This is a genomic window from Streptomyces sp. NPDC090994, assembly GCF_044768905.1.
In the GTDB taxonomy this organism is placed as follows: Bacteria; Actinomycetota; Actinomycetes; order Streptomycetales; family Streptomycetaceae; genus Streptomyces.
This window is the reverse complement of record NZ_JBIVWS010000035.1, coordinates 23526-44652: the sequence shown is the minus strand read 5'-3', so window position 1 is coordinate 44652 and position 21127 is coordinate 23526. Positions and strand designations below refer to the sequence as shown.

Annotated in this window: 24 protein-coding genes; 22 read left to right on the top strand and 2 right to left on the bottom strand. The window is 72.4% G+C overall.

Annotation, left to right across the window (positions count from 1 at the left end; all coding sequences use genetic code 11):
- Nucleotides 1–100 precede the first annotated feature (100 nt).
- A complete protein-coding gene (ffh, locus tag ACIQR3_RS36250; protein ID WP_403545547.1) occupies nucleotides 101–1651 on the top strand; it encodes a signal recognition particle protein in 1551 nt (516 codons plus the stop codon).
- A 124-nt stretch (nucleotides 1652–1775) separates the two neighbouring features.
- The gene (gene ftsH / locus ACIQR3_RS36245) at nucleotides 1776–3722 is read left to right on the top strand and encodes an ATP-dependent zinc metalloprotease FtsH (RefSeq protein WP_403545545.1); all 1947 of its coding nucleotides are present in this window, start codon (nucleotides 1776–1778) and stop codon (nucleotides 3720–3722) included.
- Between the two features lie 16 nt (nucleotides 3723–3738).
- On the opposite strand, the gene ACIQR3_RS36240 is transcribed toward ftsH, so the two are convergent.
- Nucleotides 3739–4632, bottom strand: a complete 894-nt coding sequence (locus tag ACIQR3_RS36240; protein WP_403545544.1) for an SAM-dependent methyltransferase — start codon at nucleotides 4630–4632, stop codon at nucleotides 3739–3741.
- 606 nt (nucleotides 4633–5238) lie between these two features.
- On the opposite strand from ACIQR3_RS36240, the gene ACIQR3_RS36235 reads away from it, so the two are divergent.
- From ACIQR3_RS36235 to ACIQR3_RS36145, 19 genes are all read left to right on the top strand, one after another.
- Entirely contained in the window at nucleotides 5239–5835 is a 597-nt protein-coding gene (locus ACIQR3_RS36235) for a hypothetical protein (RefSeq protein ID WP_403545542.1), read from the top strand.
- Nucleotides 5836–6030: 195 nt separating this feature from the next.
- Nucleotides 6031–6450 carry a 30S ribosomal protein S16 gene (rpsP, locus tag ACIQR3_RS36230; RefSeq protein WP_215164536.1) on the top strand — a complete coding sequence of 140 codons (420 nt, stop codon included), beginning with the start codon at nucleotides 6031–6033 and terminating at the stop codon, nucleotides 6448–6450.
- Nucleotides 6451–6452: 2 nt separating this feature from the next.
- On the top strand, nucleotides 6453–6692 hold the full coding sequence (locus ACIQR3_RS36225) for an RNA-binding protein (RefSeq protein ID WP_189419670.1): 240 nt from the start codon (nucleotides 6453–6455) through the stop codon (nucleotides 6690–6692).
- 94 nt (nucleotides 6693–6786) lie between these two features.
- Nucleotides 6787–7338, top strand: a complete 552-nt coding sequence (rimM, locus tag ACIQR3_RS36220; protein ID WP_215164535.1) for a ribosome maturation factor RimM — start codon at nucleotides 6787–6789, stop codon at nucleotides 7336–7338.
- Nucleotides 7335–8168, top strand: a complete 834-nt coding sequence (gene trmD, locus ACIQR3_RS36215) for a tRNA (guanosine(37)-N1)-methyltransferase TrmD (protein ID WP_403545540.1) — start codon at nucleotides 7335–7337, stop codon at nucleotides 8166–8168. Before rimM ends, trmD begins: the two co-directional genes overlap by 4 nt.
- 137 nt (nucleotides 8169–8305) lie before the next feature.
- Nucleotides 8306–8656, top strand: a complete 351-nt coding sequence (gene rplS, locus ACIQR3_RS36210; protein ID WP_070022289.1) for a 50S ribosomal protein L19 — start codon at nucleotides 8306–8308, stop codon at nucleotides 8654–8656.
- Between the two features lie 45 nt (nucleotides 8657–8701).
- Nucleotides 8702–9472 carry a signal peptidase I gene (gene lepB, locus ACIQR3_RS36205; RefSeq protein ID WP_403545539.1) on the top strand — a complete coding sequence of 257 codons (771 nt, stop codon included), beginning with the start codon at nucleotides 8702–8704 and terminating at the stop codon, nucleotides 9470–9472.
- Nucleotides 9465–10646, top strand: a complete 1182-nt coding sequence (gene lepB / locus ACIQR3_RS36200) for a signal peptidase I (RefSeq protein WP_403545538.1) — start codon at nucleotides 9465–9467, stop codon at nucleotides 10644–10646. Before lepB (ACIQR3_RS36205) ends, lepB (ACIQR3_RS36200) begins: the two co-directional genes overlap by 8 nt.
- Before the next feature lie 100 nt (nucleotides 10647–10746).
- Complete coding sequence (lepB, locus tag ACIQR3_RS36195; protein WP_403545570.1) at nucleotides 10747–11649, top strand: signal peptidase I; 903 nt, start codon at nucleotides 10747–10749, stop codon at nucleotides 11647–11649.
- Between the two features lie 65 nt (nucleotides 11650–11714).
- On the top strand, nucleotides 11715–12485 hold the full coding sequence (gene lepB / locus ACIQR3_RS36190; protein ID WP_403545536.1) for a signal peptidase I: 771 nt from the start codon (nucleotides 11715–11717) through the stop codon (nucleotides 12483–12485).
- A 34-nt stretch (nucleotides 12486–12519) separates the two neighbouring features.
- The gene (locus ACIQR3_RS36185; RefSeq protein WP_403545569.1) at nucleotides 12520–13032 is read left to right on the top strand and encodes an NUDIX hydrolase; all 513 of its coding nucleotides are present in this window, start codon (nucleotides 12520–12522) and stop codon (nucleotides 13030–13032) included.
- Between the two features lie 56 nt (nucleotides 13033–13088).
- On the top strand, nucleotides 13089–13397 hold the full coding sequence (locus tag ACIQR3_RS36180; RefSeq protein ID WP_003965949.1) for a DUF2469 domain-containing protein: 309 nt from the start codon (nucleotides 13089–13091) through the stop codon (nucleotides 13395–13397).
- A 116-nt stretch (nucleotides 13398–13513) separates the two neighbouring features.
- Nucleotides 13514–13876: a YraN family protein gene (locus tag ACIQR3_RS36175; protein ID WP_403545535.1), complete on the top strand. Its 363-nt coding sequence runs from the start codon at nucleotides 13514–13516 to the stop codon at nucleotides 13874–13876.
- Nucleotides 13876–15495 (top strand): YifB family Mg chelatase-like AAA ATPase, encoded by a 1620-nt coding sequence (locus tag ACIQR3_RS36170; RefSeq protein ID WP_403545533.1) that lies wholly within the window; start codon nucleotides 13876–13878, stop codon nucleotides 15493–15495. The genes ACIQR3_RS36175 and ACIQR3_RS36170 overlap by 1 nt, the downstream gene beginning before the upstream one ends.
- Nucleotides 15496–15722: 227 nt before the next feature.
- Complete coding sequence (dprA, locus tag ACIQR3_RS36165; RefSeq protein WP_403545568.1) at nucleotides 15723–16901, top strand: DNA-processing protein DprA; 1179 nt, start codon at nucleotides 15723–15725, stop codon at nucleotides 16899–16901.
- Nucleotides 16902–17185: 284 nt separating this feature from the next.
- Complete coding sequence (gene whiG, locus ACIQR3_RS36160; protein ID WP_403545531.1) at nucleotides 17186–18028, top strand: RNA polymerase sigma factor WhiG; 843 nt, start codon at nucleotides 17186–17188, stop codon at nucleotides 18026–18028.
- A 119-nt stretch (nucleotides 18029–18147) separates the two neighbouring features.
- Entirely contained in the window at nucleotides 18148–18705 is a 558-nt protein-coding gene (locus tag ACIQR3_RS36155) for a TetR/AcrR family transcriptional regulator (RefSeq protein ID WP_403545566.1), read from the top strand.
- Nucleotides 18706–18757: 52 nt separating this feature from the next.
- Nucleotides 18758–18883, top strand: a complete 126-nt coding sequence (locus ACIQR3_RS36150; protein WP_403545529.1) for a hypothetical protein — start codon at nucleotides 18758–18760, stop codon at nucleotides 18881–18883.
- Nucleotides 18884–18898: 15 nt separating this feature from the next.
- Nucleotides 18899–19123, top strand: coding sequence for a hypothetical protein (locus tag ACIQR3_RS36145; protein ID WP_403545564.1), 225 nt, complete (start codon nucleotides 18899–18901; stop codon nucleotides 19121–19123).
- A gap of 237 nt (nucleotides 19124–19360) precedes the next feature.
- On the opposite strand, the gene ACIQR3_RS36140 is transcribed toward ACIQR3_RS36145, so the two are convergent.
- On the bottom strand, nucleotides 19361–19930 hold the full coding sequence (locus ACIQR3_RS36140; protein ID WP_403545562.1) for a peptidoglycan DD-metalloendopeptidase family protein: 570 nt from the start codon (nucleotides 19928–19930) through the stop codon (nucleotides 19361–19363).
- A 289-nt stretch (nucleotides 19931–20219) separates the two neighbouring features.
- On the opposite strand from ACIQR3_RS36140, the gene rpsB reads away from it, so the two are divergent.
- The gene (gene rpsB, locus ACIQR3_RS36135; protein ID WP_403545528.1) at nucleotides 20220–21125 is read left to right on the top strand and encodes a 30S ribosomal protein S2; all 906 of its coding nucleotides are present in this window, start codon (nucleotides 20220–20222) and stop codon (nucleotides 21123–21125) included.
- The last annotated feature ends 2 nt before the right edge of the window (nucleotides 21126–21127 follow it).

Here is a 21127-nt window from a genome sequence, read left to right as displayed (position 1 = left end):
CTCCGCCCGCTCTCCGCAGTGGGCAGGGACGATTTGCTCGCGGGGCCGGATACCCTGGAGGGCGACCCACACCACCGCCGACGCGAGGACCTACGCCGCCGTGTTCGATACTCTCTCCGACCGCCTCTCAGCCACTTTCAAGAGCCTGCGCGGCAAGGGGCGGCTGTCCGAGGCGGACATCGACGCCACGGCCCGCGAGATCCGCATCGCGCTGCTGGAAGCGGACGTGGCCCTGCCGGTCGTCCGGGCCTTCATCAAGAAGGTCAAGGAGAGGTCGCTCGGCGCCGAGGTCTCCAAGGCCCTCAACCCGGCCCAGCAGGTCCTCAAGATCGTCAACGAGGAACTGGTCACGATCCTCGGCGGCGAGACCCGCCGGCTGCGGTTCGCCAAGCAGCCGCCCACCGTGATCATGCTGGCCGGTCTCCAGGGTGCCGGTAAGACCACCCTCGCGGGCAAGCTCGGCCGCTGGCTCAAGGAGCAGGGCCACTCGCCGCTGCTGGTCGCCTGTGACCTCCAGCGCCCCAACGCCGTCAACCAGCTCAGCGTCGTCGCCGAGCGGGCCGGCGTCGCGGTCTACGCCCCCGAGCCGGGCAACGGCGTCGGCGACCCGGTCAAGGTCGCCAAGGACTCCATCGAGTTCGCCAAGTCCAAGGTCCACGACCTCGTCATCGTCGACACCGCCGGCCGCCTCGGCATCGACGCCGAGCTGATGCAGCAGGCCGCCGACATCCGCGACGCGGTCTCGCCCGACGAGATCCTCTTCGTCGTCGACGCGATGATCGGCCAGGACGCCGTCAACACCGCCGAGGCGTTCCGCGACGGCGTCGGCTTCGACGGTGTCGTCCTCTCCAAGCTCGACGGTGACGCGCGCGGCGGTGCCGCCCTGTCGATCGCCTCGGTGACCGGCAAGCCGATCATGTTCGCCTCCAACGGCGAGAAGCTGGAGGACTTCGACGCCTTCCACCCGGACCGGATGGCCTCCCGCATCCTCGACATGGGTGACCTGCTCACCCTGATCGAGCAGGCGGAGAAGACGTTCAGCCAGGAAGAGGCCGAGAAGATGGCCTCCAAGCTGGCGTCCAAGAAGGGCCAGGACTTCACCCTGGACGACTTCCTGGCCCAGATGGAGCAGGTCAGGAAGATGGGCTCCATCTCCAAGCTGCTCGGCATGCTGCCCGGCATGGGGCAGATCAAGGACCAGATCAACAACCTGGACGAGCGGGACGTCGACCGCACGGCCGCCATCATCAAGTCGATGACCCCGGCCGAGCGCCAGGAGCCGACGATCATCAACGGCTCGCGCCGGGCCCGTATCGCCAAGGGCTCCGGGGTCGACGTCAGCGCGGTGAAGAACCTGGTCGAGCGGTTCTTCGAGGCCCGCAAGATGATGTCCCGCATGGCCCAGGGCGGCGGCATGCCGGGCATGCCGGGGATGCCGGGCATGGGCGGCGGTCCGGGCCGGCAGAAGAAGCAGCAGAAGAAGGCCAAGGGCAAGCAGCGCTCCGGCAACCCGATGAAGCGCAAGCAGCAGGAGCAGGAGGAGGCGGCCCGCCGCGCCGCCGCCGCGCAGAACGGCGGCGCCCTCGGCCTGCCGCAGCAGGGCGGCCAGGACTTCGAGCTGCCGGACGAGTTCAAGAAGTTCATGGGCTGACCCGCCGGGTCGGTACGTCGCCGGTTTCCGGCGATACGTCACTGGGGGCGCCCCTCGCGCGAGGGGCGCCCCCAGTGACGTATCCGCGCGGGCGTACGCGCCCCTCCTGTCGTAACGTCCGGATATGACCCCTCCCTCCCCGCCGCGCAAGGCCCCCGAGCCGCCCTGGCGTACCGAGGGCACGCCCCCCGAGCCGCCGAAGCCTCCCGGCGGCGGGCGTCGGCTGCGGGGCGGCTGGTGGAACCTGGTCCTCGCCGCGCTGGTCGTCTACCTCGTCGCCAACCTGGTGCTGTCCTTCTTCGACGGCGGCGACGAACCGACCATCTCCTACACCGAGTTCAGCGAGCAGGTCGACCAGGGCAACGTCAGCAAGATCTACGCCAAGGGCGACGCGATCCAGGGCCAGCTGAAGAAGGCCCGGGACAACCCCGAGGGCGAGGGGACGTACACCAAGTTCCAGACCGAGCGGCCGACCTTCGCGGACGACCAGCTCTGGTCGGACCTGACCAGGAACAACGTCACCGTGACCGCCGAACCGGTCGTCCAGCACCGCGGCACCCTCGCCAACCTGCTGATCTCGCTGGCGCCGATGCTGCTCCTGGTCGTGCTGTGGGTGTTCATCGCACGCCGCATGCGGGGCGCCCTGGGCGGCGGCGCGGGCGGCATGCTCGGCCGCAAGGCGCCGCCGAAACCGGTCGAGCTGGAACCGGGCCAGGAGCGCACCACGTTCGCGGACGTGGCCGGCATCGACGAGGTCGAGGGCGAGCTGAGCGATGTCGTCGACTTCCTGAAGAACCCCGACGCCTACCGCCGGATGGGCGCCAAGATGCCGCGCGGCGTGCTGCTGTCCGGGCCGCCCGGCACCGGCAAGACGCTGCTGGCGCGGGCGGTCGCGGGGGAGGCGGGGGTGCCGTTCTTCTCGGCGTCGGCCTCCGAGTTCATCGAGATGATCGTCGGGGTGGGCGCCTCCCGGGTGCGGGAGCTGTTCGCGGAGGCCCGCAAGGTGGCGCCGTCGATCATCTTCATCGACGAGATCGACACCATCGGCCGGGCCCGGGCCGGCGGCTCCGGCATGGGCGGCCACGACGAGCGCGAACAGACGCTGAACCAGATCCTCACCGAGATGGACGGCTTCTCCGGCGCCGAGGGCGTGATCGTCGTCGCCGCCACCAACCGCGCCGACATCCTCGACCCCGCCCTGACCCGCCCCGGCCGCTTCGACCGGGTCGTCACCGTCTCCCCGCCCGACCGCGGCGGTCGCGAGGCCATCCTGCGCATCCACACGCGTGAGATCCCGCTCGCCGACGACGTGGACCTCGCGCGGGTCGCCCGCACCACCCCGGGCATGACCGGCGCCGAACTGGCCAACCTCGCCAACGAGGCCGCCCTGCTCGCCGTCAAGCGGCAGCAGGACCGGGTGACGCGCGCCGACCTCTCCGACGCCCTGGAGAAGGTCCAGCTCGGCGCGGAACGCCCCCTGGTGATGCCCGAGGAGGAGCGGCGGCGCACCGCCTACCACGAGAGCGGGCACGCCCTGCTGGGCATGCTGCAGCCCGGCGCCGACCCGGTCCGCAAGATCACCATCGTGCCGCGCGGCCGGGCGCTCGGGGTGACGCTGTCGACGCCGGACTCGGACAAGTACGCCTACACCGAGGAGTACCTGCGCGGCCGGATCATCGGCGCGCTCGGCGGCATGGCGGCCGAGCACGTCGTCTACGGCGTCATCACCACCGGCTCCGAGAACGACCTGGAACAGGTCACCCGCATCGCCCGCGGCATGGTGGGCCGCTGGGGCATGAGCGAGAAGGTCGGCAGGCTGTCCGCCCTGCCGGACGACGCCCAGCAGGCGTACGGACTGGCCGCCGCCCCGGAGACCCTGGACGTCATCGACGGCGAGATGCGGCGGGTCGTCGACGACTGCTACCAGGAGGCGTGCCGCAAGCTGCGTGAGCACCGCGGACAGCTCGACGCGCTGGCCGAGGCGCTGCTCGCGAGCGAGACGCTGGACGAGTCGGACGCCTACCGCATCGCCGGGATCGGCCGGCCGGCCAAGGACACCCCGCAGAGCTGAGACCGGGGGCCGGCGCTCAGGGCGTGCGCGCGATCAGGTACCGGAAGACGTTCGGCATCCACACCGTGCCGTCCGGCCGCTGGTGCGGATGGAGCGCCTCCGTCACCTCCTTGTCCACCTGGGCCTGGTCGGTGGCGCCGATCGCCGCGTCGAACAGGCCCGTGGACAGCAGGCCGCGCAGCGCGCTGTCCGCGTCGGCGTACCCGAAGGGGCAGGCCACCCGGCCCGAGCCGTCCGGTTTCAGCCCGGCCCGCTGGGCGACCTCCTCCAGGTCGTCACGGAGGGCGGGGCGCCAGCTGCCCGGGCTGCGCAGCGGGTCCGCGAGCTTGGTGGCCACCCGCAGCACCGACGCGGTGGCACACCGCTCCGGCGGCCCCCAGCCGGCCAGCACCACGGCCGCCCCGCGCTCGGCCAGCGGGACCGCCTCCGCGAGCAGCTCGACCATGCCCTCCGCGTCACCCGCGAGGCACCCGATGGGTTCGAACGCCGTCACCAGTCCGAACGCCGGTACGCGCGCGTGCCGCACCTCCCGCGGCGAGCCCTCGACGATCCGCGCGTCGCCGGCCGCCCCCGAGTCGCCGGCCGCCCCCGCGTCACCGGCCGCCGGCGCGTCCCACGCCCGCGGTCGCAGCCGCTCGCGCGCCAGGGCCAGGTGCTCGGCCCGGCCGGCGTCCACCCCGGTGACCGCGGCGCCCCGGGCGGCCGCCATCAGCAGGGCCAGTCCGGAACCGCAGCCCAGGCCGAGCAGGCGGGTGCCGGGTCCCACGGCCAGTCGTTCGTAGACCGCCTCGTAGAGCGGTACGAGCATCCGCTCCTGGATCTCGGACCAGTCACGCGCGCGTGCACGCAGGTCCACGCGGGCTTTCGCACCCGCGTGAGGCTGGTTCTGCCGCACGAGCGTAGGTGTCATAGGTAAGCGCCCCAATCGCCGAGTGTCGCCGCTGTGCCCGATCGCTCCGAATACATGGCCCCCGTGAAGTGCGCCCGCGCTCCCCCCGTATGCCAGGAAACTCCGGGCTCGCCGTGGCGTCCAGTGGTAGAGGGCCCCGCTTCGGCCCGAACCCCCGGAAAGTGGCGGGATTTCACATTCCGGTAACCGGTGGCTCCGCTTCACGCCCACGGGGCGATTCCGGTCAAGGTCCACGGGCGGCGACCGGCGGACCGTGACCGTAGGGCGTCTGGCCGCCCGGACGGGGGCGGTGCCGAACGCCCGTGACGTACCAGGTAACTTGGCTGTCATCGTCCGGGCATACTGAGGGAAGCCCTTCCGGCGCGAGGGCGGCCGAAAGGTCTCTTGCGCCCGCGCACACCCCACACACACCAGCGCCCGGACCCGGACTACACGCCGGCGCGTACGGTGGACTACGCACCACCTTGGTACGAGCTGTGCGGCTTCTCCGCAGATCAGCGCACCCGTCGTCGTCGTGACGCATCAACGGATACTGACGGGTACGAGCAAAATATTTGGGATGCCCCGGAATAGGAACACAGGGGCACCCCGGGTCGTTGTCATTACGTGAGCACGACACCACCTGTTCTCGCCGCAGAGCTGGCGCAGGCGTGGGCCGATATTCAGCGGCACCACCCCGAGCTGCCCGATCTTGCCGCGCCCGAGTCCCTGATCGGAGAGTCGTCGTCCGCCTGCGGGCACGAGCTCTCCTTCGAACGACTGCTCCATGAGGCAGTCCACGGCATCGCCGCCGCGCGCGGCGTCCGCGACACATCCCGCGCCGGCCGCTACCACAACCGCAGATTCCTCGCGATCGCCGAGGAGCTGGGCCTGGACCACTCCGAGGAGCCGCACCCGAGCAGCGGCTTCTCCCTGGTCACGCTCACTCCCGACGCCAAGCGCCGCTACCGCCCGACGATCGAGCGCCTCCAGCGCGCCCTGAAGGCGCACACGGCGGCGACCGCGACCGACTCCGCCCGCACCTTCCGCGGCCCGGCCGCCCGGCACGGCTCCTCCGGGGGCGGCGTACGGGTGAAGGCGGTCTGCGACTGCGGGCGCAACGTACGGGTCGTCCCGTCCGTCCTCGCCCAGGCCCCGATCGTCTGCGGCGGCTGCGGCAAGCCGTTCCGCATCCCGGAGGTGGTGGGCGCGGCGGCCGGGTGAAGGGCGGCCGTCCCGGTGCCACACCCTCGGCCGGAAGCGGGCCGCTGGGTGTGGCACAATGGCTAGCTGTACTCGACAGCCGCACAGGACCCCTCTCTCCTCCGGCTGACGCGTCCGTCGGGCACTCGGGTACCGCAACCCCACGCGGCATCTCCGCCGTGCCCAACCACGTCAATTCCAGGAGAACCCACTCCCGTGGCAGTCAAGATCAAGCTGAAGCGTCTGGGCAAGATCCGTTCGCCTCACTACCGCATCGTCGTCGCCGACTCCCGCACCCGCCGTGACGGCCGTGCGATCGAGGAGATCGGCAAGTACCACCCGACGTACAACCCGTCGGTGATGGAGGTCGACGCCGAGCGCGTGGCCTACTGGCTCGGTGTCGGCGCCCAGCCGACCGAGCCCGTGCTCGCCATCCTGAAGAAGACCGGCGACTGGCAGAAGTTCAAGGGCGAGCCCGCCCCGGCTCCGCTGCTCGTGGCCGCCGAGAAGCCGGCCCGTCCGTCCTTCGACGCCTTCGGCGGCGAGGACGACGGCAAGGGTGAGGCCATCACCCAGAAGAAGAAGGCCGACAAGAAGGACGAGGCCGCCGCCGAGTCCGCGTCGTCCGAGGCCTGAGCATGCTCGAGGAGGCTCTCGAGCACCTCGTGAAGGGCATCGTCGACAACCCTGACGATGTGCAGGTCGCCTCGCGCACCCTGCGCCGCGGGCGCGTGCTCGAGGTCCGGGTCCACCCGGACGACCTCGGCAAGGTGATCGGCCGCAACGGCCGCACCGCACGCGCCCTGCGCACCGTCGTGGGCGCCATCGGCGGCCGCGGCATCCGCGTCGACCTCGTCGACGTGGACCACGTCCGCTGACGCTTCGCAACGCAGCACCGGCTCGGGCCGGGGAAGGCCGCTCAAGGGCCGTCCCCGGCCCGTAGTCGTATCCGACATCAGGAGATCAAGCACCGTGCAGCTGGTAGTCGCTCGCATCGGCCGCGCCCATGGCATCAAGGGCGAGGTCACCGTGGAGGTCCGCACCGACGAACCGGAACTGCGGCTCGCGCCCGGCGCCGTCCTGGCCACCGACCCCGCCGCCACCGGGCCGCTCACCATCGCCACCGGCCGCGTCCACAGCGGCCGGCTCCTGCTGCGCTTCGAGGGCGTCACCGACCGCACCGGCGCCGAGGCCCTGCGCAACACCCTCCTCATCGCCGAGGTCGACCCGGACGAACTGCCCGAGGAGGAGGACGAGTACTACGACCACCAGCTGATGGACCTCGACGTGGTCCTCGCCGACGGCACCGAGGTGGGCCGGATCACCGAGATCTCCCACCTGCCCACCCAGGACCTCTTCGTGGTGGAGCGGCCCGACGGCAGCGAGGTGTACGTGCCGTTCGTCTCCGAGATCGTCACCGAGATCGACCTGGAGGAGCAGCGGGCCGTCATCGACCCGCCGCCGGGGCTGATCGACGACCGGGCCGAGATCGCCTCCTCCCGCGACCAGGACGCCGACGCATGAGGCTCGACGTCGTCACGATCTTCCCCGAGTACCTGGAACCGCTGAACGTCTCCCTGGTCGGCAAGGCACGCGCGCGTGGACAGCTGGACGTCCACGTGCACGACCTGCGCTCCTGGACGTACGACCGGCACAACACCGTCGACGACACCCCCTACGGCGGCGGCCCCGGCATGGTGATGAAGACCGAGCCCTGGGGCGAGGCGCTGGACACGGTGCTCGCCGACGGCTACGAGACGGGCTCCCACGCGCCCGCCCTCATCGTGCCCACGCCCAGCGGCCGGCCCTTCACCCAGGAACTCGCCGTCCACCTCTCCGAGCGCCCCTGGCTGGTCTTCACCCCCGCCCGCTACGAGGGCATCGACCGCCGCGTCATCGACGAGTACGCGACCCGGATGGACGTCTACGAGGTGTCCATCGGCGACTACGTGCTGGCCGGCGGCGAGGCGGCCGTCCTGGTCGTCACCGAGGCCGTGGCCCGGCTGCTGCCCGGCGTCCTCGGCAACGCCGAGTCCCACCGCGACGACTCCTTCGCGCCCGGCGCCATGGCCAACCTCCTGGAGGGCCCCGTCCTCACCAAGCCGCCGGTGTGGCGCGGGCGCGGCATCCCCGACGTGCTGCTCAGCGGCCACCACGGGAAGATCGCCCGCTGGCGCCGCGACGAGGCCCTCAAGCGCACGACCACCCACCGGCCCGACCTGATCGAGCGCTGCGACCCCACGGCGTTCGACAAGAAGGACCGGGAGATGCTCTCCATCCTGGGCTGGGAACCGGACCCGGCGGGGGAGCCGTACGGCCGATTTTGGCGCAGGACACCCGGCGTGGAAGAATAGGTCGCTGTTGTGCGCCCGTCCGGCGTGCGCCCCTGCCACAGGGGGAGACGACGCCCGTCCGGCTCGCACGACGCTCACTCATCGAAACACCTAGTTTCCGCTGATGACCTGTGGCATCAGCGAGGAAAGCAGACGAAATGTCTCACCTGCTCGACACCGTCGACGCCGCGTCGCTGCGCAGCGACATCCCCGCCTTCCGCCCGGGCGACACGGTCAACGTGCACGTCCGCGTCATCGAGGGCAACCGCTCCCGTGTGCAGCAGTTCAAGGGCGTCGTGATCCGCCGCCAGGGCTCCGGCGTGCGCGAGACCTTCACGGTCCGCAAGGTCTCCTTCTCCGTCGGCGTCGAGCGCACCTTCCCGGTGCACACCCCGATCGTCGAGAAGATCGAGCTCGTGACCCGCGGTGACGTCCGTCGCGCCAAGCTGTACTACCTCCGTGAGCTGCGCGGCAAGGCCGCGAAGATCAAGGAGAAGCGCGAGAGCTGAGCGCACTTCGAGGTCCACATCGGAGCCGGATAGCATCTGGCTCCGATGGACAGCGAAACACAGCCGACGGAGCGCGACCGCTCCTCCCGCCCCTCCGACTCCGGGACACCCCCGGATCCGGAGGCCCGGGAGGGACGGTCGCGTTTCGCGTTCCGGGGCGGACGGCCGGGTGCTGGGGATCGGGGCGGACAGGAGCCTTCCGCGGAGCCGGGCGGGGTCGCCGCGTGGGTGCCGGGCGGGTGGATCACGCTGACCCCGCTGGTCTGCCTGGTGTTCCTGCTGCTGCTCTCCGCTTTCGTGCTCCAGCCGTTCCGGATTCCCAGCGGTTCCATGGAGCACGGATTGAGGATCGGCGACCGCGTTCTCGTAAACAAGTTGGCGTACCGTTTCGGTGCCGGGCCGCAGCGGGGCGACATCGTGGTGTTCGACGGCACCGGGACCTTCGGTACCGGTGACTACATCAAACGGGTCGTCGGCGTGGGAGGGGACCACGTGGTCTGCTGCGACGAGGAGGGGAGGGTCCAGGTGAACGGCCGGTCGGTCGACGAGTCGGCCTTCCTGTACCCCGGGGACAGCCCCTCCACGGTCCGCTTCGACGTCGTGGTGCCGGACGGTACCCTCTTCGTCCTCGGCGACCACCGCGCCCGCTCCAGCGACTCCCGCGACCACCTGGGCTCGCCCGGCGGCGGCATGGTCCCGGTGGACGACGTGACCGGCCGCGCCGACTGGATCGTCTGGCCCTTCGGGCACACCACCGGCCTCGGCCGTCCCGACGCCTACGCGCGCGTGCCCGCCGCGGGGGACTCGGATGGGTAGCCGCGGCAAACCCCGGGGGACGCCCAGCAGCCCCGCGGAGAACCTGCTGCCGACCGGCTCACGGCGTACGTCCGGCCCGGCGGGCCCGTCCGGCGGCGGTCGCAGTCGCGCCGAGCGGCGCAAGCTCCAGCGCAAGGTCAAGCGGCGCCGCCGGCGCAGCGCCGTCAAGGAGATACCGCTCCTCGTCGGGGTCGCCGTCGTGATAGCGCTGGTCCTGAAGACGTTCCTGGTGCAGGCCTTCGTGATCCCGTCGGGCTCGATGGAGCAGACGATCCAGATCGGCGACCGCGTCCTGGTCGACAAGCTCACGCCCTGGTTCGGCTCCGAGCCGCAGCGCGGGGACGTCGTCGTCTTCCGGGACCCCGGCGGCTGGCTCCAGGACGAGCAGACCGCCACGAAGGACGACCCCGTCGTCGTCAAGCAGGTCAAGGAGGCGCTGGTCTTCATCGGCCTGCTGCCGTCCGACGACGAGAAGGACCTGATCAAACGGGTCGTCGGGGTCGGCGGTGACCGGGTCAAGTGCTGCGACACCCAGGGCCGCATCACCGTCAACGGCGTCCCGCTGGACGAGGACGACTACCTCTATCCCGGCAACGCCCCCTCCGACACCCGGTTCGACGTGACCGTCCCCGAGGGGCGGCTGTGGGTGATGGGCGACCACCGCGCCAATTCGGCCGACTCCCGCTACCACCAGGACACCGACTCCGGGACGGTCTCCGAGGACGAGGTGGTCGGCCGCGCCCTGGTGATCGCCTGGCCGTTCGGGCACTGGAGCACCCTGGAGGAGCCGGAGACCTTCGCCTCGGTGGCCGACGCGGCCTCCGGAACGACCGCCGCTCCCGCGCTGTCGCATAGTGTGGCCCCCGAGCATTCGAACGAGATGATCCAGCTCCCGACCCCTGCGGAACTCCCGCTCGTTATGGGAGTGGTGGGCCTGCGCCGTGCAAGGGGCAGGCGGCGGCACGGAGTAAGGAGTTGGCGTGGGGGATGTGGCGGTGGGCGCACGGTCCGGGCACGGTGGCGAGGAGGACCGCGGGCGCCCCGTGGATGCGGCCCCCCCGACGACGGACGCGGCCCCGGCCCCCGGGAGCGGTGCCGGGACGGACGGGAACGGCGGCGCGGTGACGGACGGCCGGGTGGGCTCCGGCGGCCCTGGCGGTCTGAGCGGTCCTAGTGGTCTGAGCGGCCCTGGTGGTCTGAACGGTCCCGGCGGTGGTGCGAACGGTCCCGGCGGGCCGGGCGGGTCCGGTGGTACGGACGGTCCGGGCGGCGGTCTGAACGGGCCCGGTGGTCCGGACGGTTCCGGCGGTGGTGCGAACGGCCCCGGCGGCCCGAACGGGACCGGCGGCCGGCGGCCGGGCGACACACCGCCCCCGTCCGCCAAACCGGCCAAGAAGCAGCGCTCCTTCTGGAAGGAGCTGCCCCTCCTGATCGGCATCGCGCTGGTACTCGCGCTGCTGATCAAGACGTTCCTGGTGCAGGCCTTCTCGATCCCCTCCGCGTCGATGCAGAACACCCTCACCATCGGTGACCGCGTCCTGGTCGACAAGCTCACGCCCTGGTTCGGCTCCGAGCCCGAGCGCGGCGAGGTCGTCGTCTTCCACGACCCGGCCGACTGGCTGGCGGGCGAGCCGACGGCCGACCCCAACGCCCTGCAGACGTTCCTCAGCTGGATCGGCCTGATGCCGTCCGCGGAGGAGAAGGACCTCATCAAGCGCGTCGTCGGCGTCGGCGGCGACACCGTCGAGTGCAAGGGCACCGGCCCGCTCAAGGTCAACGGCACGGCCCTGGACGAGACGTCGTACGTCTACGCGGGCAACACGCCGTGCAGCGTCGACGACCAGGGCGGCCAGTTCAAGGTCAAGGTGCCCGAGGGCTACCTGTGGGTCATGGGCGACCACCGGCAGAACTCGCGGGACTCCCGGTACAACCAGTCCGACAAGAACAGCGGCATGGTCCCGGTGGACGAGGTCATCGGCCGCGCCATCGTCGTCGCCTGGCCGCTCAACCACTGGAGCACCCTTCCGGTGCCGGACACCTTCGACCAGAGCGCGCTGAACGACGCCTCGTCGGCCGCCGGCGCCCTGACGGTGGCGCCCCAGGGCCTGGCCCTGGCCGGAGCCGTGCCGTTCGTGCTGTGGCGGCGTCGGCGGGCCGGCGCCGCAGAGACGCGCTGAGGCGTCCCGGTGCCGGGGATCCGCGGGGCTGACCGCCCCGGGTCCGCCGGGTAGGGTGCGGATCCATGGGTGGCGAGAGCACGACAGACACGGCCCCACGCGGGAGCGGCGCGACCACGGGCCCGGCCGGCAGCCGGACCGGGCAGCGACTGTCCGGTCTCGTCGTCGCGCTGGGGCTGGTGCTGTTCCTCGGCGGGTTCGTCTGGGGAGCGGTGGTCTACCAGCCGTACACCGTGCCCACCGACTCGATGACACCGACCGTCGGCGCCGGTGACCGGATACTGGCCGAGCGCGTCGACGGCACCGATGTGCGCCGCGGTGACGTGGTCGTCTTCAGGGACGCCACCTGGGCCGACAGCCCCATGGTCAAGCGCGTGGTCGCGGTCGGCGGCGACACCGTCTCCTGCTGCCAGGACGGCAAGCTCAAGGTCAACGGCAAGGAAATAGACGAGCCGTACCTGCCCTCCGGGACGGCGGCCGAGAGCAGCCACTTCGCCGGCGTCACCGTCCCCGAGGGACGCCTGTTCCTGCTCGGCGACGAGCGCCGTACCTCGCTGGACTCCACCGCCCACCTGACCGACGCGGCCGGCGGCACCGTGGCGCGCTCCGCCGTGGACGCCCGGGTCGAGGCCGTCGTCTGGCCGCTGGACGGCATGCTGCCCCGCCCGTCCGGTTTCGCGGAACTCGGCGCCCTGTCCCCGCCCGGCCCGCTGCGCCTCGTCCTCGGGGCGGTGGCCGCCGGGGTCGTGCTGATCCTCGCCGGGGCCGCCTACGGGCCCGTGGCCCAGCGGGCGGCCCGTTCCCGTGCCCGGACGGGATCCGACGGTGTCCGCTGAGGCGGAGCGGGCCGGCGCGGCGGCGGAACCGGGGCTGCCGGCGCCCGCCGCGGACACGTACACCGGCGGCCTGCGCAAGGTGGCCCGGGTCGTGCTCCTCGACCCCGAGGACCGCGTCCTGCTGCTCCACGGCCACGAGCCGGACGATCCGGCCGACGACTGGTGGTTCACCCCGGGCGGCGGCGTGGAGGGCGACGAGACCCGCGAGGAGGCAGCCCGCAGGGAACTCGCCGAGGAGACCGGCATCACCGAGGTCGACCTCGGGCCGGTGCTGTGGCGGCGCCGCTGCTCCTTCCCGTTCGCCGGCCGCCGCTGGGACCAGGACGAGTGGTACTACCTGGCCCGCACCACCCAGACCGCGACCGCGGCCACCGCGCTGACCGAGCTGGAGCGGCGCAGTGTGGCGGGAGCGCGCTGGTGGACGTGCCGGGAACTGGCGCGGGCCCGTGAGACGGTGTACCCGACCAGACTCGCCGAGCTGCTGCGCACGCTGCTCGACGAGGGTCCACCGGCCGGGCCGGTGACCCTTGACACCGAAATCGTCTAGCGGTTCACGGACCTGGCGCACAATGGTGGGATCGCACGGCTGAAGGGGAACATGCCATGAGCGCCGAGGACCTCGAAAAATACGAGACCGAGATGGAGCTGAAGCTCTATCGGGAGTATCGAGACGTCGTCGGTCTGTTCAAATACGTGATCGAGACCGAGCGGCGCTTCTACCTCACCAATGACTACGAGATGCAGGTGCACTCGGTTCAGGGAGAGGTGTTCTTCGAGGTGTCCATGGCGGACGCCTGGGTGTGGGACATGTACCGGCCGGCTCGGTTCGTCAAGCAGGTGCGGGTCCTCACGTTCAAGGACGTGAACATTGAGGAGCTGAACAAGAGTGATCTGGAGCTGCCGGGCGGGTGACGCGTCCGTACGTCACCCGCGGGGGTGACGGAGTTTTCCACAACCGGTGAGTAATTCACCATGATCAACATGATCGGCCGGTCTGCGTGACGGTTGGCGCCGGAGGTGGTGCCGACATGAACGCACGCAGTGCGATGGGCAGGTACGGCGAGACGCTCGCCGCCCGCAGGCTGGCCGAGGCCGGGATGAAGGTCCTGGGGCGCAACTGGCGCTGCGGCAGGACCGGCGAGATCGACATCGTGGCCCGGGACGGGGACGTCCTGGTCGTCTGCGAGGTGAAGACCCGCAGGGCGGGCGCGTTCGAGCATCCGATGGCCGCGGTGACCCCGGAGAAGTCCGAGCGGCTGCGCGAGCTCGCCCAGCGCTGGATCCAGACCCACGGAGGGGCACCGCCCGGCGGCGTCCGCATCGACCTGGTGGGCGTGCTCCTGCCGCGGCGCGGCGCACCCGTCGTCGAGCACGCGCGGGGGGTGGCGTGATGGCCTTCGCCCGTACGTGCTCGGTGGCCCTCGTCGGAGTCGAAGGCGTGGTCGTCGAGGTCCAGGCCGACCTGGAACCCGGCGTCGCGGCGTTCACCCTGGTGGGGCTGCCCGACAAGAGCCTGACGGAGAGCCGGGACCGGGTCAGGGCGGCGGTGGTCAACTCGGGCGTCCAGTGGCCGCAGAAGAAGCTCACGGTGGGACTGAGCCCGGCGTCCGTGCCCAAGAGCGGCAGCGGATTCGACATCGCCGTCGCCGCGGCCGTCCTCGGCGCCGCCGAGCGCATCGACCCCCGGGTGCTCGCCGACATCGTCATGATCGGAGAGCTGGGCCTCGACGGCCGGGTACGGCCGGTACGGGGCATCCTCCCGGCGGTGCTCGCCGCCGCGGACGCCGGGTACGAACAGGTGGTGGTGCCCGAGAGCGCCGCCGCCGAGGCGTCCCTGGTGCCCGGTGTCTCCGTGCTCGGTGTACGCAGCCTGCGGCAGCTGATCGCCGTACTCGCCGACGAACCGGTGCCGGACGAGGAACCCGACCAGCAGGGCCGTCCCGACCCGCTGCTGTCCGGGCTGCGGGCGCCGGGCGCGGCCGGGATGCTCGGGGCCACGCCGTGCGACCAGGGGCACGACCTCGCCGACGTCGTGGGGCAGCAGGCGGCGCGCACGGCCGTGGAGATCGCCGCGGCCGGCGGACACCACCTGTTCCTGGAGGGCCCGCCCGGCGCCGGCAAGACCATGCTGGCCGAGCGGCTGCCCGCGATCCTGCCCAGGCTCGGCCGCCAGGAGTCGCTGGAGGTGACGGCGGTGCACTCGGTGGCCGGGCTGCTGCCCACGGGCAGGCCCCTGATCGACACCGCGCCCTACTGCGCACCGCACCACTCCGCGACCATGCAGTCGCTCGTCGGCGGCGGTCCCGGCATCGCCCGGCCCGGAGCGGTGTCGCTCTCGCACCGGGGCGTGCTGTTCCTGGACGAGGCCCCGGAGTTCAGCGGCCAGGCGCTCGACGCCCTGCGCCAGCCGCTGGAGAGCGGCCACGTCGTCATCGCGCGCAGCGCCGGCGTGGTGCGCTTCCCCGCCAGGTTCCAGATGGTGCTCGCCGCCAACCCCTGTCCGTGCGGGCGCTTCTCGCCGCAGGACCAGCTCTGCGAGTGCCCGTCCCCCGCGATCCGGCGCTACCAGGCCCGGCTGTCCGGGCCGCTGCTGGACCGGGTCGACCTGCGGGTCGAGGTGGAGCGCGTCACCCGTGCCGGGCTGGCGGCGTGCGGCACACCCGGTGAGACCACCGCCACGGTCGCCGACCGGGTGCGATCGGCCCGGGAACGGGCCGCGGCCCGCCTCGACGGCACCCCGTGGCGCACCAACAGCGAAGTTCCCGGACGCGAGCTGCGCCGCCGCTGGTACGCCGTGCCGGGCGCGCTGGACGAGGCGGAGCGCGGCCTGGAGCGGGGCGCCCTCACGGCCCGCGGCCTCGACCGGGTGCTGCGCGTGGCCTGGACCGTCGCCGACCTCGCCGGCCACGACCGGCCGGACGCCACGGACGTCGCCCTGGCCCTGCACCTGCGCACCGGTGTGCCACGCGGCACACCCATGAGGATCGAGGCGATCGGGGCGATGACATGAGCGGCATGGGCGCGGGTGACGCCATGGGGGCGGGCGAGGCTGTGAGTGCGGGGGAGGGCATGAGCGTGGGCGATGACATGAGCGACATGGGAGAGGTCGTGAGTGCGGGCGAAGCCATGGGCGCGGACGAGGTCCTGCGCACGGGCGAGGGCGTGAGTGCGGGCGAGGCTGTGAGCATGGGGGATGGCGTGAGCGACATGGGAGAGGTCGTCAGCGCGGGCGAAGCCATGCGCACGGGTGAGGGCGCGAGTGTGGGTGAGGAGTGGGACGAGACGCTGCTGGACCGGGTTTTCCTCACCCGGGTCATCGAGCCCGGGGACGAGTCCGGTGGGCGGTGGGTGCGGGAGTGCGGGGTGCGGGAGGTGGCCCGGCGGCTGCGGCGGGGCGGGCCCGTGCTGCCGGGTGCGAGCGACCGGCGCTGGGCGGGGCTGCGGGCCCGGGCCGAGCGGGCCGACCCGCGCCGGGACCTGGCCACCGCCGCCGCGGCGGGGGTGCAGTTCGTCGCGCCGGGACAGACCGAATGGCCGGGGCAGCTCGACGACCTGGGGGACGCCCGGCCCCTGGGCCTGTGGGTCCGCGGCCGGCCCAGCCTGCGGATGTGGGCGCTGAAGTCCGTCGCCCTGGTCGGCGCCCGCGCCTGCACCGCGTACGGGGCGCACATGGCGGCCACGCTCGCCGCCGACCTCGCCGAGCGCGGCTGGGTGGTGGTCTCCGGCGGGGCCTACGGCGTGGACGGCGCCGCCCACCGGGGCGCCCTCGGGGCCGGCGGGGCCACCGTCGCCGTCCTCGCCTGCGGGGTCGACCGGCCCTACCCGCGCGGCCACGCCGAGCTGATCAGAAGGATCGCGGAACAGGGGCTGGTGGCCGGGGAACTGCCGCCCGGAGAGCATCCGACGCCGAGCAGGTTCATCCTGCGCAACCGGGTGATCGCCGCGCTGACCCGCGGCACGGTCGTCGTCGAGGCCGCCCACCGCAGCGGCTCCCTCGTCACGGCACGGGCCGCCCGGCGTCTGGGCCGGCACACGATAGGGGTCCCGGGACCGGCCACCAGCGCCCTCTCCGCCGGCGTCCACGAACTGCTGCGCGGCGACGCCGTCCTCGTCACCGACGCCGCCGAGATCGTCGAGCTGGTCGGTGACATGGGCGAGCTGGCCCCGGACCGGCGCGGCCCGGTGCTCCCCACCGACCTGCTCGAACCAGGCGCCCGGCAGGTGCTGGCGGCGCTCCCGGCACGCGGGACCGCGGCGCCGGCCGGGATCGCGCGCCGCGCCCAGACCTCCCAGGACGACGCGATCGCGAGACTGTACGAGCTTCGAGCACTCGGTTACGTCGAACGACACGACGACGGCTGGAAGTTGACACGCCAGGCGATGATCTCCGCCCGCGCCGCTCGCGACCCGTGCTGACCGAGCGTGTTCGGCCGTCCGGGGGAACCCCTACGCCCTTGGGAATTCCCGCAGTTGAGGTAATCGAGTGATCACGCTGAGCGATCGCGGGGTATCCGGAGGGCGTCGAGCGGAACGTATCTGCGTACCCTTCGGAGCCCTTTCTTCGCGCACCGCGACGGCTCAGTCACGCTACGCTCACGAAGGCCCTCACGTAGACCCTCACGCAGACAGGCACCATCCAGACGGCGGACCGACAGTCCACAGACGGCACCAGAACACGGCAGAACGGCACAAGGCGACGAATGCCCCAGCACACCTCCGGGCCCGGACGGGCGGCGGTCCCCCCAGCCGCCCGCGACGGTGGCAGCGTGCGGCCGCCCGCCCCCTCGACGCTCGACGAGCTGTGGCGGTCGTACAAGACGACGGGGGACGAACGGCTGCGGGAGCAGCTGATCCTGCACTACTCGCCCCTGGTGAAGTACGTGGCGGGCCGGGTCAGCGTGGGTCTGCCGCCCAACGTCGAGCAGGCGGACTTCGTGTCGTCCGGGGTGTTCGGGCTGATCGACGCGATCGAGAAGTTCGACCTCGACCGGGAGATCAAGTTCGAGACCTACGCGATCACCCGGATCCGGGGCGCGATGATCGACGAGCTGCGGGCGCTGGACTGGATCCCGCGGTCGGTGCGGCAGAAGGCCCGGAGCGTGGAGCGGGCCTACGCCACGCTGGAGGCGCGGCTGCGGCGGACCCCTTCCGAAGGGGAGGTGGCCGACGAGATGGGCATCGCGGTCGAGGAACTGCACGCGGTCTTCAGTCAGTTGTCGCTGGCCAACGTGGTGGCGCTGGAGGAACTGCTGCACGCCGGCGGCGAGGGCGGGGACCGGCTCAGTCTCATGGACACCCTGGAGGACACCGCCGCCGACAATCCGGTGGAGGTGGCCGAGGACCGTGAGCTGCGGAGGTTCCTGGCGCGGGCGATCAACACGCTTCCGGAGCGGGAGAAGACCGTCGTCACGCTGTACTACTACGAGGGGCTCACGCTCGCCGAGATCGGCAATGTGCTGGGGGTCACCGAGAGCCGGGTCAGTCAGATCCACACCAAGTCCGTTCTGCAACTGCGCGCGAAGCTGGCCGGGTTCGGGCGCTGACCTGGGCGTATGCGGCGAGGCCGGGCGGGTCGGCGATCGGCCGGACGGGGGGCGGCGTCTCCCGTCCGGGGCGGTGCGTCCGTAAAGTGGTCGACGTGCCAAGGATTCGAGCGGCCTCTGTGGCCGAGCACCGGTCGATGCAGCGTGCCGCCCTGCTGGACGCGGCACGCTCCCTGCTGTCCGAAGGCGGGACGGAGGCGCTGACCTTCCCTGCCCTCGCCGAGCGGACGGGCCTCGCGCGGTCGTCCGTGTACGAGTACTTCCGGTCGCGGGCCGCGGTCGTGGAGGAGCTGTGCGCGGTCGACTTCCCGGTCTGGGCGGCCGAGGTGGAGGCCGCGATGGCCGCCGCCGACCGGCCGGAGGCCAAGGTCGAGGCGTATGTGCGCGCGCAACTGGAACTGGTCGGTGACCGGCGGCACCGGGCCGTGGTCGCGATCTCGGCCAGCGAACTGGACGCCGGGGCCCGGGAGAAGATCCGGGCGGCGCACGGCGGTCTGGTCGCGATGATCGTCGAGGCGCTCGGCGAGATGGGCCACGCGGAGCCGCGGCTGGCGGCGATGCTGCTCCAGGGCGTGGTCGACGCGGCGGTGCGCCGGATCGAGCTGGGCGCGGCGGAGGACCCGACGGTGATCACGGACGCGGCGGTGTCGATGGCGCTGCGGGGTGTACGGGGCTGACCCGCCGGGCCTGCCTGCCGGGGCTGACCCGCCCGCCTTCCGGTGAACGCCGATGACACCCGCGCCGTCCTCCGTCACCATGGACGCCATGGACACACCCGGCAGCGAGTGGATCACCGTGGCGGCCTACGAGAACGTGCCGGGCTGCCTCTCCCCGAGGGCGGCCGTGCGCGCCTGACTGCGTGAGCGCGGGATCGACTGGACGCCTTTCGGGCAGGACGAGATCCGCTGGGACCTGGCCTGCGGGCCCGGCCCGGACGGCCGCTGGCGCGGCTGGTTCGGCGTACAGGTGCGCGCCGACGCCCTGCGGCGCCTCGGACTCCATCCCGACCAGCCCTCTTCCGGGGCCGTGGGACCGTCCCCGCCCGGCTGGTGGCACGCCGCCGCCGAACGCAGGGCCCGCCGCACGGGCCCCTGACGACTCCGCGATCCCCGCAACTCCGCAAATGCGGGCGGCTCCGTGATCTCTGCAACCCGCGACCCTCGCGATGCCCGCCCCCCCCTTGCGATGCCCGCGCCCCTCGCGACCCTCGCGGCCCCCTCGCGATGCCCGCGCCCCTCGACTCCGCGCCCCTCGGGCCCTCGCAACCCGCGACCCGCGACCTCGGGCCCCCGGCGATCCCCGCGCCCCCGCGGCTCCCCGGACCGGCACCGGTCACGGTGGTGGTACGCCCAGCACCGGCAGCAGCCGGGACGGGCCGCTGTCGAGCAGCCACGGCGGCAGCAGGGACAGCGGGTTCAGGTAGGTGTCACCGGCGCGCAGGCCCCAGTGCAGGCAGCCGGCCGGACAGTGGGCGCCCGGTGCCTCTGTCGTGCCGACCGGGTCGCCGGCCGCCACCACGTCACCCTTCTCCACCGAGGCCCGTACCGGCTCGTACGTCGTGCGCAGCGGCGGCTCACCGGTCCCCGCCAGCTCGACCGAGACCACGCCCCGGCCCGCCACCCGGCCGGCGAACGCCACCCGACCCGCCGCCACCGCCCGTACCGCCGCGCCGGGCGCCGCCGCCAGGTCCACCCCGCGGTGGCCCGGCCCGTACGGCGTCACCGGAGGCGACCAGCCCCGCAGGACGGCGGCCCGCCCGCCGGTCGGCCAGTTCCGGGCGACGGCCGGCACCACGGGCTCGGACACCGCGCTCGGCGTCACGGACACCGGCGCGGCCCCTCCCCACGGCAGCCCCGCAAGGACCAGGGCCGGCACCGCCGACGACCACACCCACCCACGCATCCATCGCCTCACTCGCATGCGGGAACCGTCCCCGAAAGCCCCGTCCCCCGCCCGGAGCTGTGGACTACTCCCCGGTTGTGGACAGCGGCGTCACCCGGTGCTCCCCGGGTCCCGTACACTTCTGATGGCGACCCGGGTGACCGGGTCGACTTCGCACGCCCCGGCGCGAGGCAGCACCAGGCCTCGGGTCAGCGCCCCTCGGTCCTCAGTGGCACGGCGCAGGTGGGCGTCAGGCGCGGGAGCCGTCCGGCATCCGCGGCACAACCGAGAAACTCAAGGAGATACGGCCATGGCCGTCGTCACGATGCGGGAGCTGCTGGAAAGCGGCGTCCACTTCGGTCACCAGACCCGTCGCTGGAACCCGAAGATGAAGCGCTTCATCTTCACCGAGCGCAACGGCATCTACATCATCGACCTGCTCCAGTCGCTGTCGTACATCGACCGCGCCTACGAGTTCGTCAAGGAGACCGTCGCCCACGGCGGCACGGTCATGTTCGTCGGCACGAAGAAGCAGGCGCAGGAGGCCATCGCCGAGCAGGCCACCCGCGTCGGCATGCCCTACGTCAACCAGCGCTGGCTGGGCGGCATGCTCACCAACTTCTCGACCGTCTACAAGCGTCTGCAGCGCCTCAAGGAGCTCGAGCAGATCGACTTCGAGGACGTCGCCGCGTCCGGTCTGACCAAGAAGGAGCTTCTCGTGCTCTCGCGCGAGAAGGCCAAGCTGGAGAAGACCCTCGGCGGTATCCGCGAGATGTCCAAGGTTCCCAGCGCCGTCTGGATCGTGGACACCAAGAAGGAGCACATCGCCGTCGGTGAGGCCCGGAAGCTCAACATTCCGGTCGTCGCGATCCTCGACACCAACTGCGACCCCGACGAGGTCGACTACAAGATCCCCGGCAACGACGACGCGATCCGCTCCGTCACGCTGCTCACCCGTGTGATCGCCGACGCGGTCGCCGAGGGCCTCATCGCCCGCTCCGGTGTCGCCACCGAGGGCAAGGGCGAGAAGGCCGCGGGCGAGCCGCTGGCCGAGTGGGAGCGCGACCTGCTCGAGGGCGAGAAGAAGGCGGACGAGGCTCCGGCCGAGGGCGAGAAGCCGGCCGAGGCCGCTGCCGAGGCCCCCGCCGCCGAGGAGGCCCCGGCCGCCGAGGCTCCGGCCGCCGAGGCCCCCGCCGCGGACGCCGAGCAGGCCTGACC

Excerpts from the sequence above, each read along its gene's own strand:
- ftsH (WP_403545545.1), top strand. The coding sequence starts at position 1,776 with ATGACCCCTCCCTCCCCGCCGCGCAAGGCCCCCGAGCCGCCCTGGCGT.
- ACIQR3_RS36240 (WP_403545544.1), bottom strand. The coding sequence starts at position 4,632 with ATGACACCTACGCTCGTGCGGCAGAACCAGCCTCACGCGGGTGCGAAA.
- ACIQR3_RS36225 (WP_189419670.1), top strand. The coding sequence starts at position 6,453 with ATGCTCGAGGAGGCTCTCGAGCACCTCGTGAAGGGCATCGTCGACAAC.
- trmD (WP_403545540.1), top strand. The coding sequence starts at position 7,335 with ATGAGGCTCGACGTCGTCACGATCTTCCCCGAGTACCTGGAACCGCTG.
- rplS (WP_070022289.1), top strand. The coding sequence starts at position 8,306 with ATGTCTCACCTGCTCGACACCGTCGACGCCGCGTCGCTGCGCAGCGAC.
- lepB (WP_403545539.1), top strand. The coding sequence starts at position 8,702 with ATGGACAGCGAAACACAGCCGACGGAGCGCGACCGCTCCTCCCGCCCC.
- lepB (WP_403545538.1), top strand. The coding sequence starts at position 9,465 with ATGGGTAGCCGCGGCAAACCCCGGGGGACGCCCAGCAGCCCCGCGGAG.
- lepB (WP_403545536.1), top strand. The coding sequence starts at position 11,715 with ATGGGTGGCGAGAGCACGACAGACACGGCCCCACGCGGGAGCGGCGCG.
- ACIQR3_RS36180 (WP_003965949.1), top strand. The coding sequence starts at position 13,089 with ATGAGCGCCGAGGACCTCGAAAAATACGAGACCGAGATGGAGCTGAAG.
- ACIQR3_RS36175 (WP_403545535.1), top strand. The coding sequence starts at position 13,514 with ATGAACGCACGCAGTGCGATGGGCAGGTACGGCGAGACGCTCGCCGCC.
- ACIQR3_RS36170 (WP_403545533.1), top strand. The coding sequence starts at position 13,876 with ATGGCCTTCGCCCGTACGTGCTCGGTGGCCCTCGTCGGAGTCGAAGGC.
- dprA (WP_403545568.1), top strand. The coding sequence starts at position 15,723 with ATGCGCACGGGTGAGGGCGCGAGTGTGGGTGAGGAGTGGGACGAGACG.
- whiG (WP_403545531.1), top strand. The coding sequence starts at position 17,186 with ATGCCCCAGCACACCTCCGGGCCCGGACGGGCGGCGGTCCCCCCAGCC.
- ACIQR3_RS36150 (WP_403545529.1), top strand. The coding sequence starts at position 18,758 with ATGACACCCGCGCCGTCCTCCGTCACCATGGACGCCATGGACACACCC.
- ACIQR3_RS36140 (WP_403545562.1), bottom strand. The coding sequence starts at position 19,930 with ATGCGTGGGTGGGTGTGGTCGTCGGCGGTGCCGGCCCTGGTCCTTGCG.
- rpsB (WP_403545528.1), top strand. The coding sequence starts at position 20,220 with ATGGCCGTCGTCACGATGCGGGAGCTGCTGGAAAGCGGCGTCCACTTC.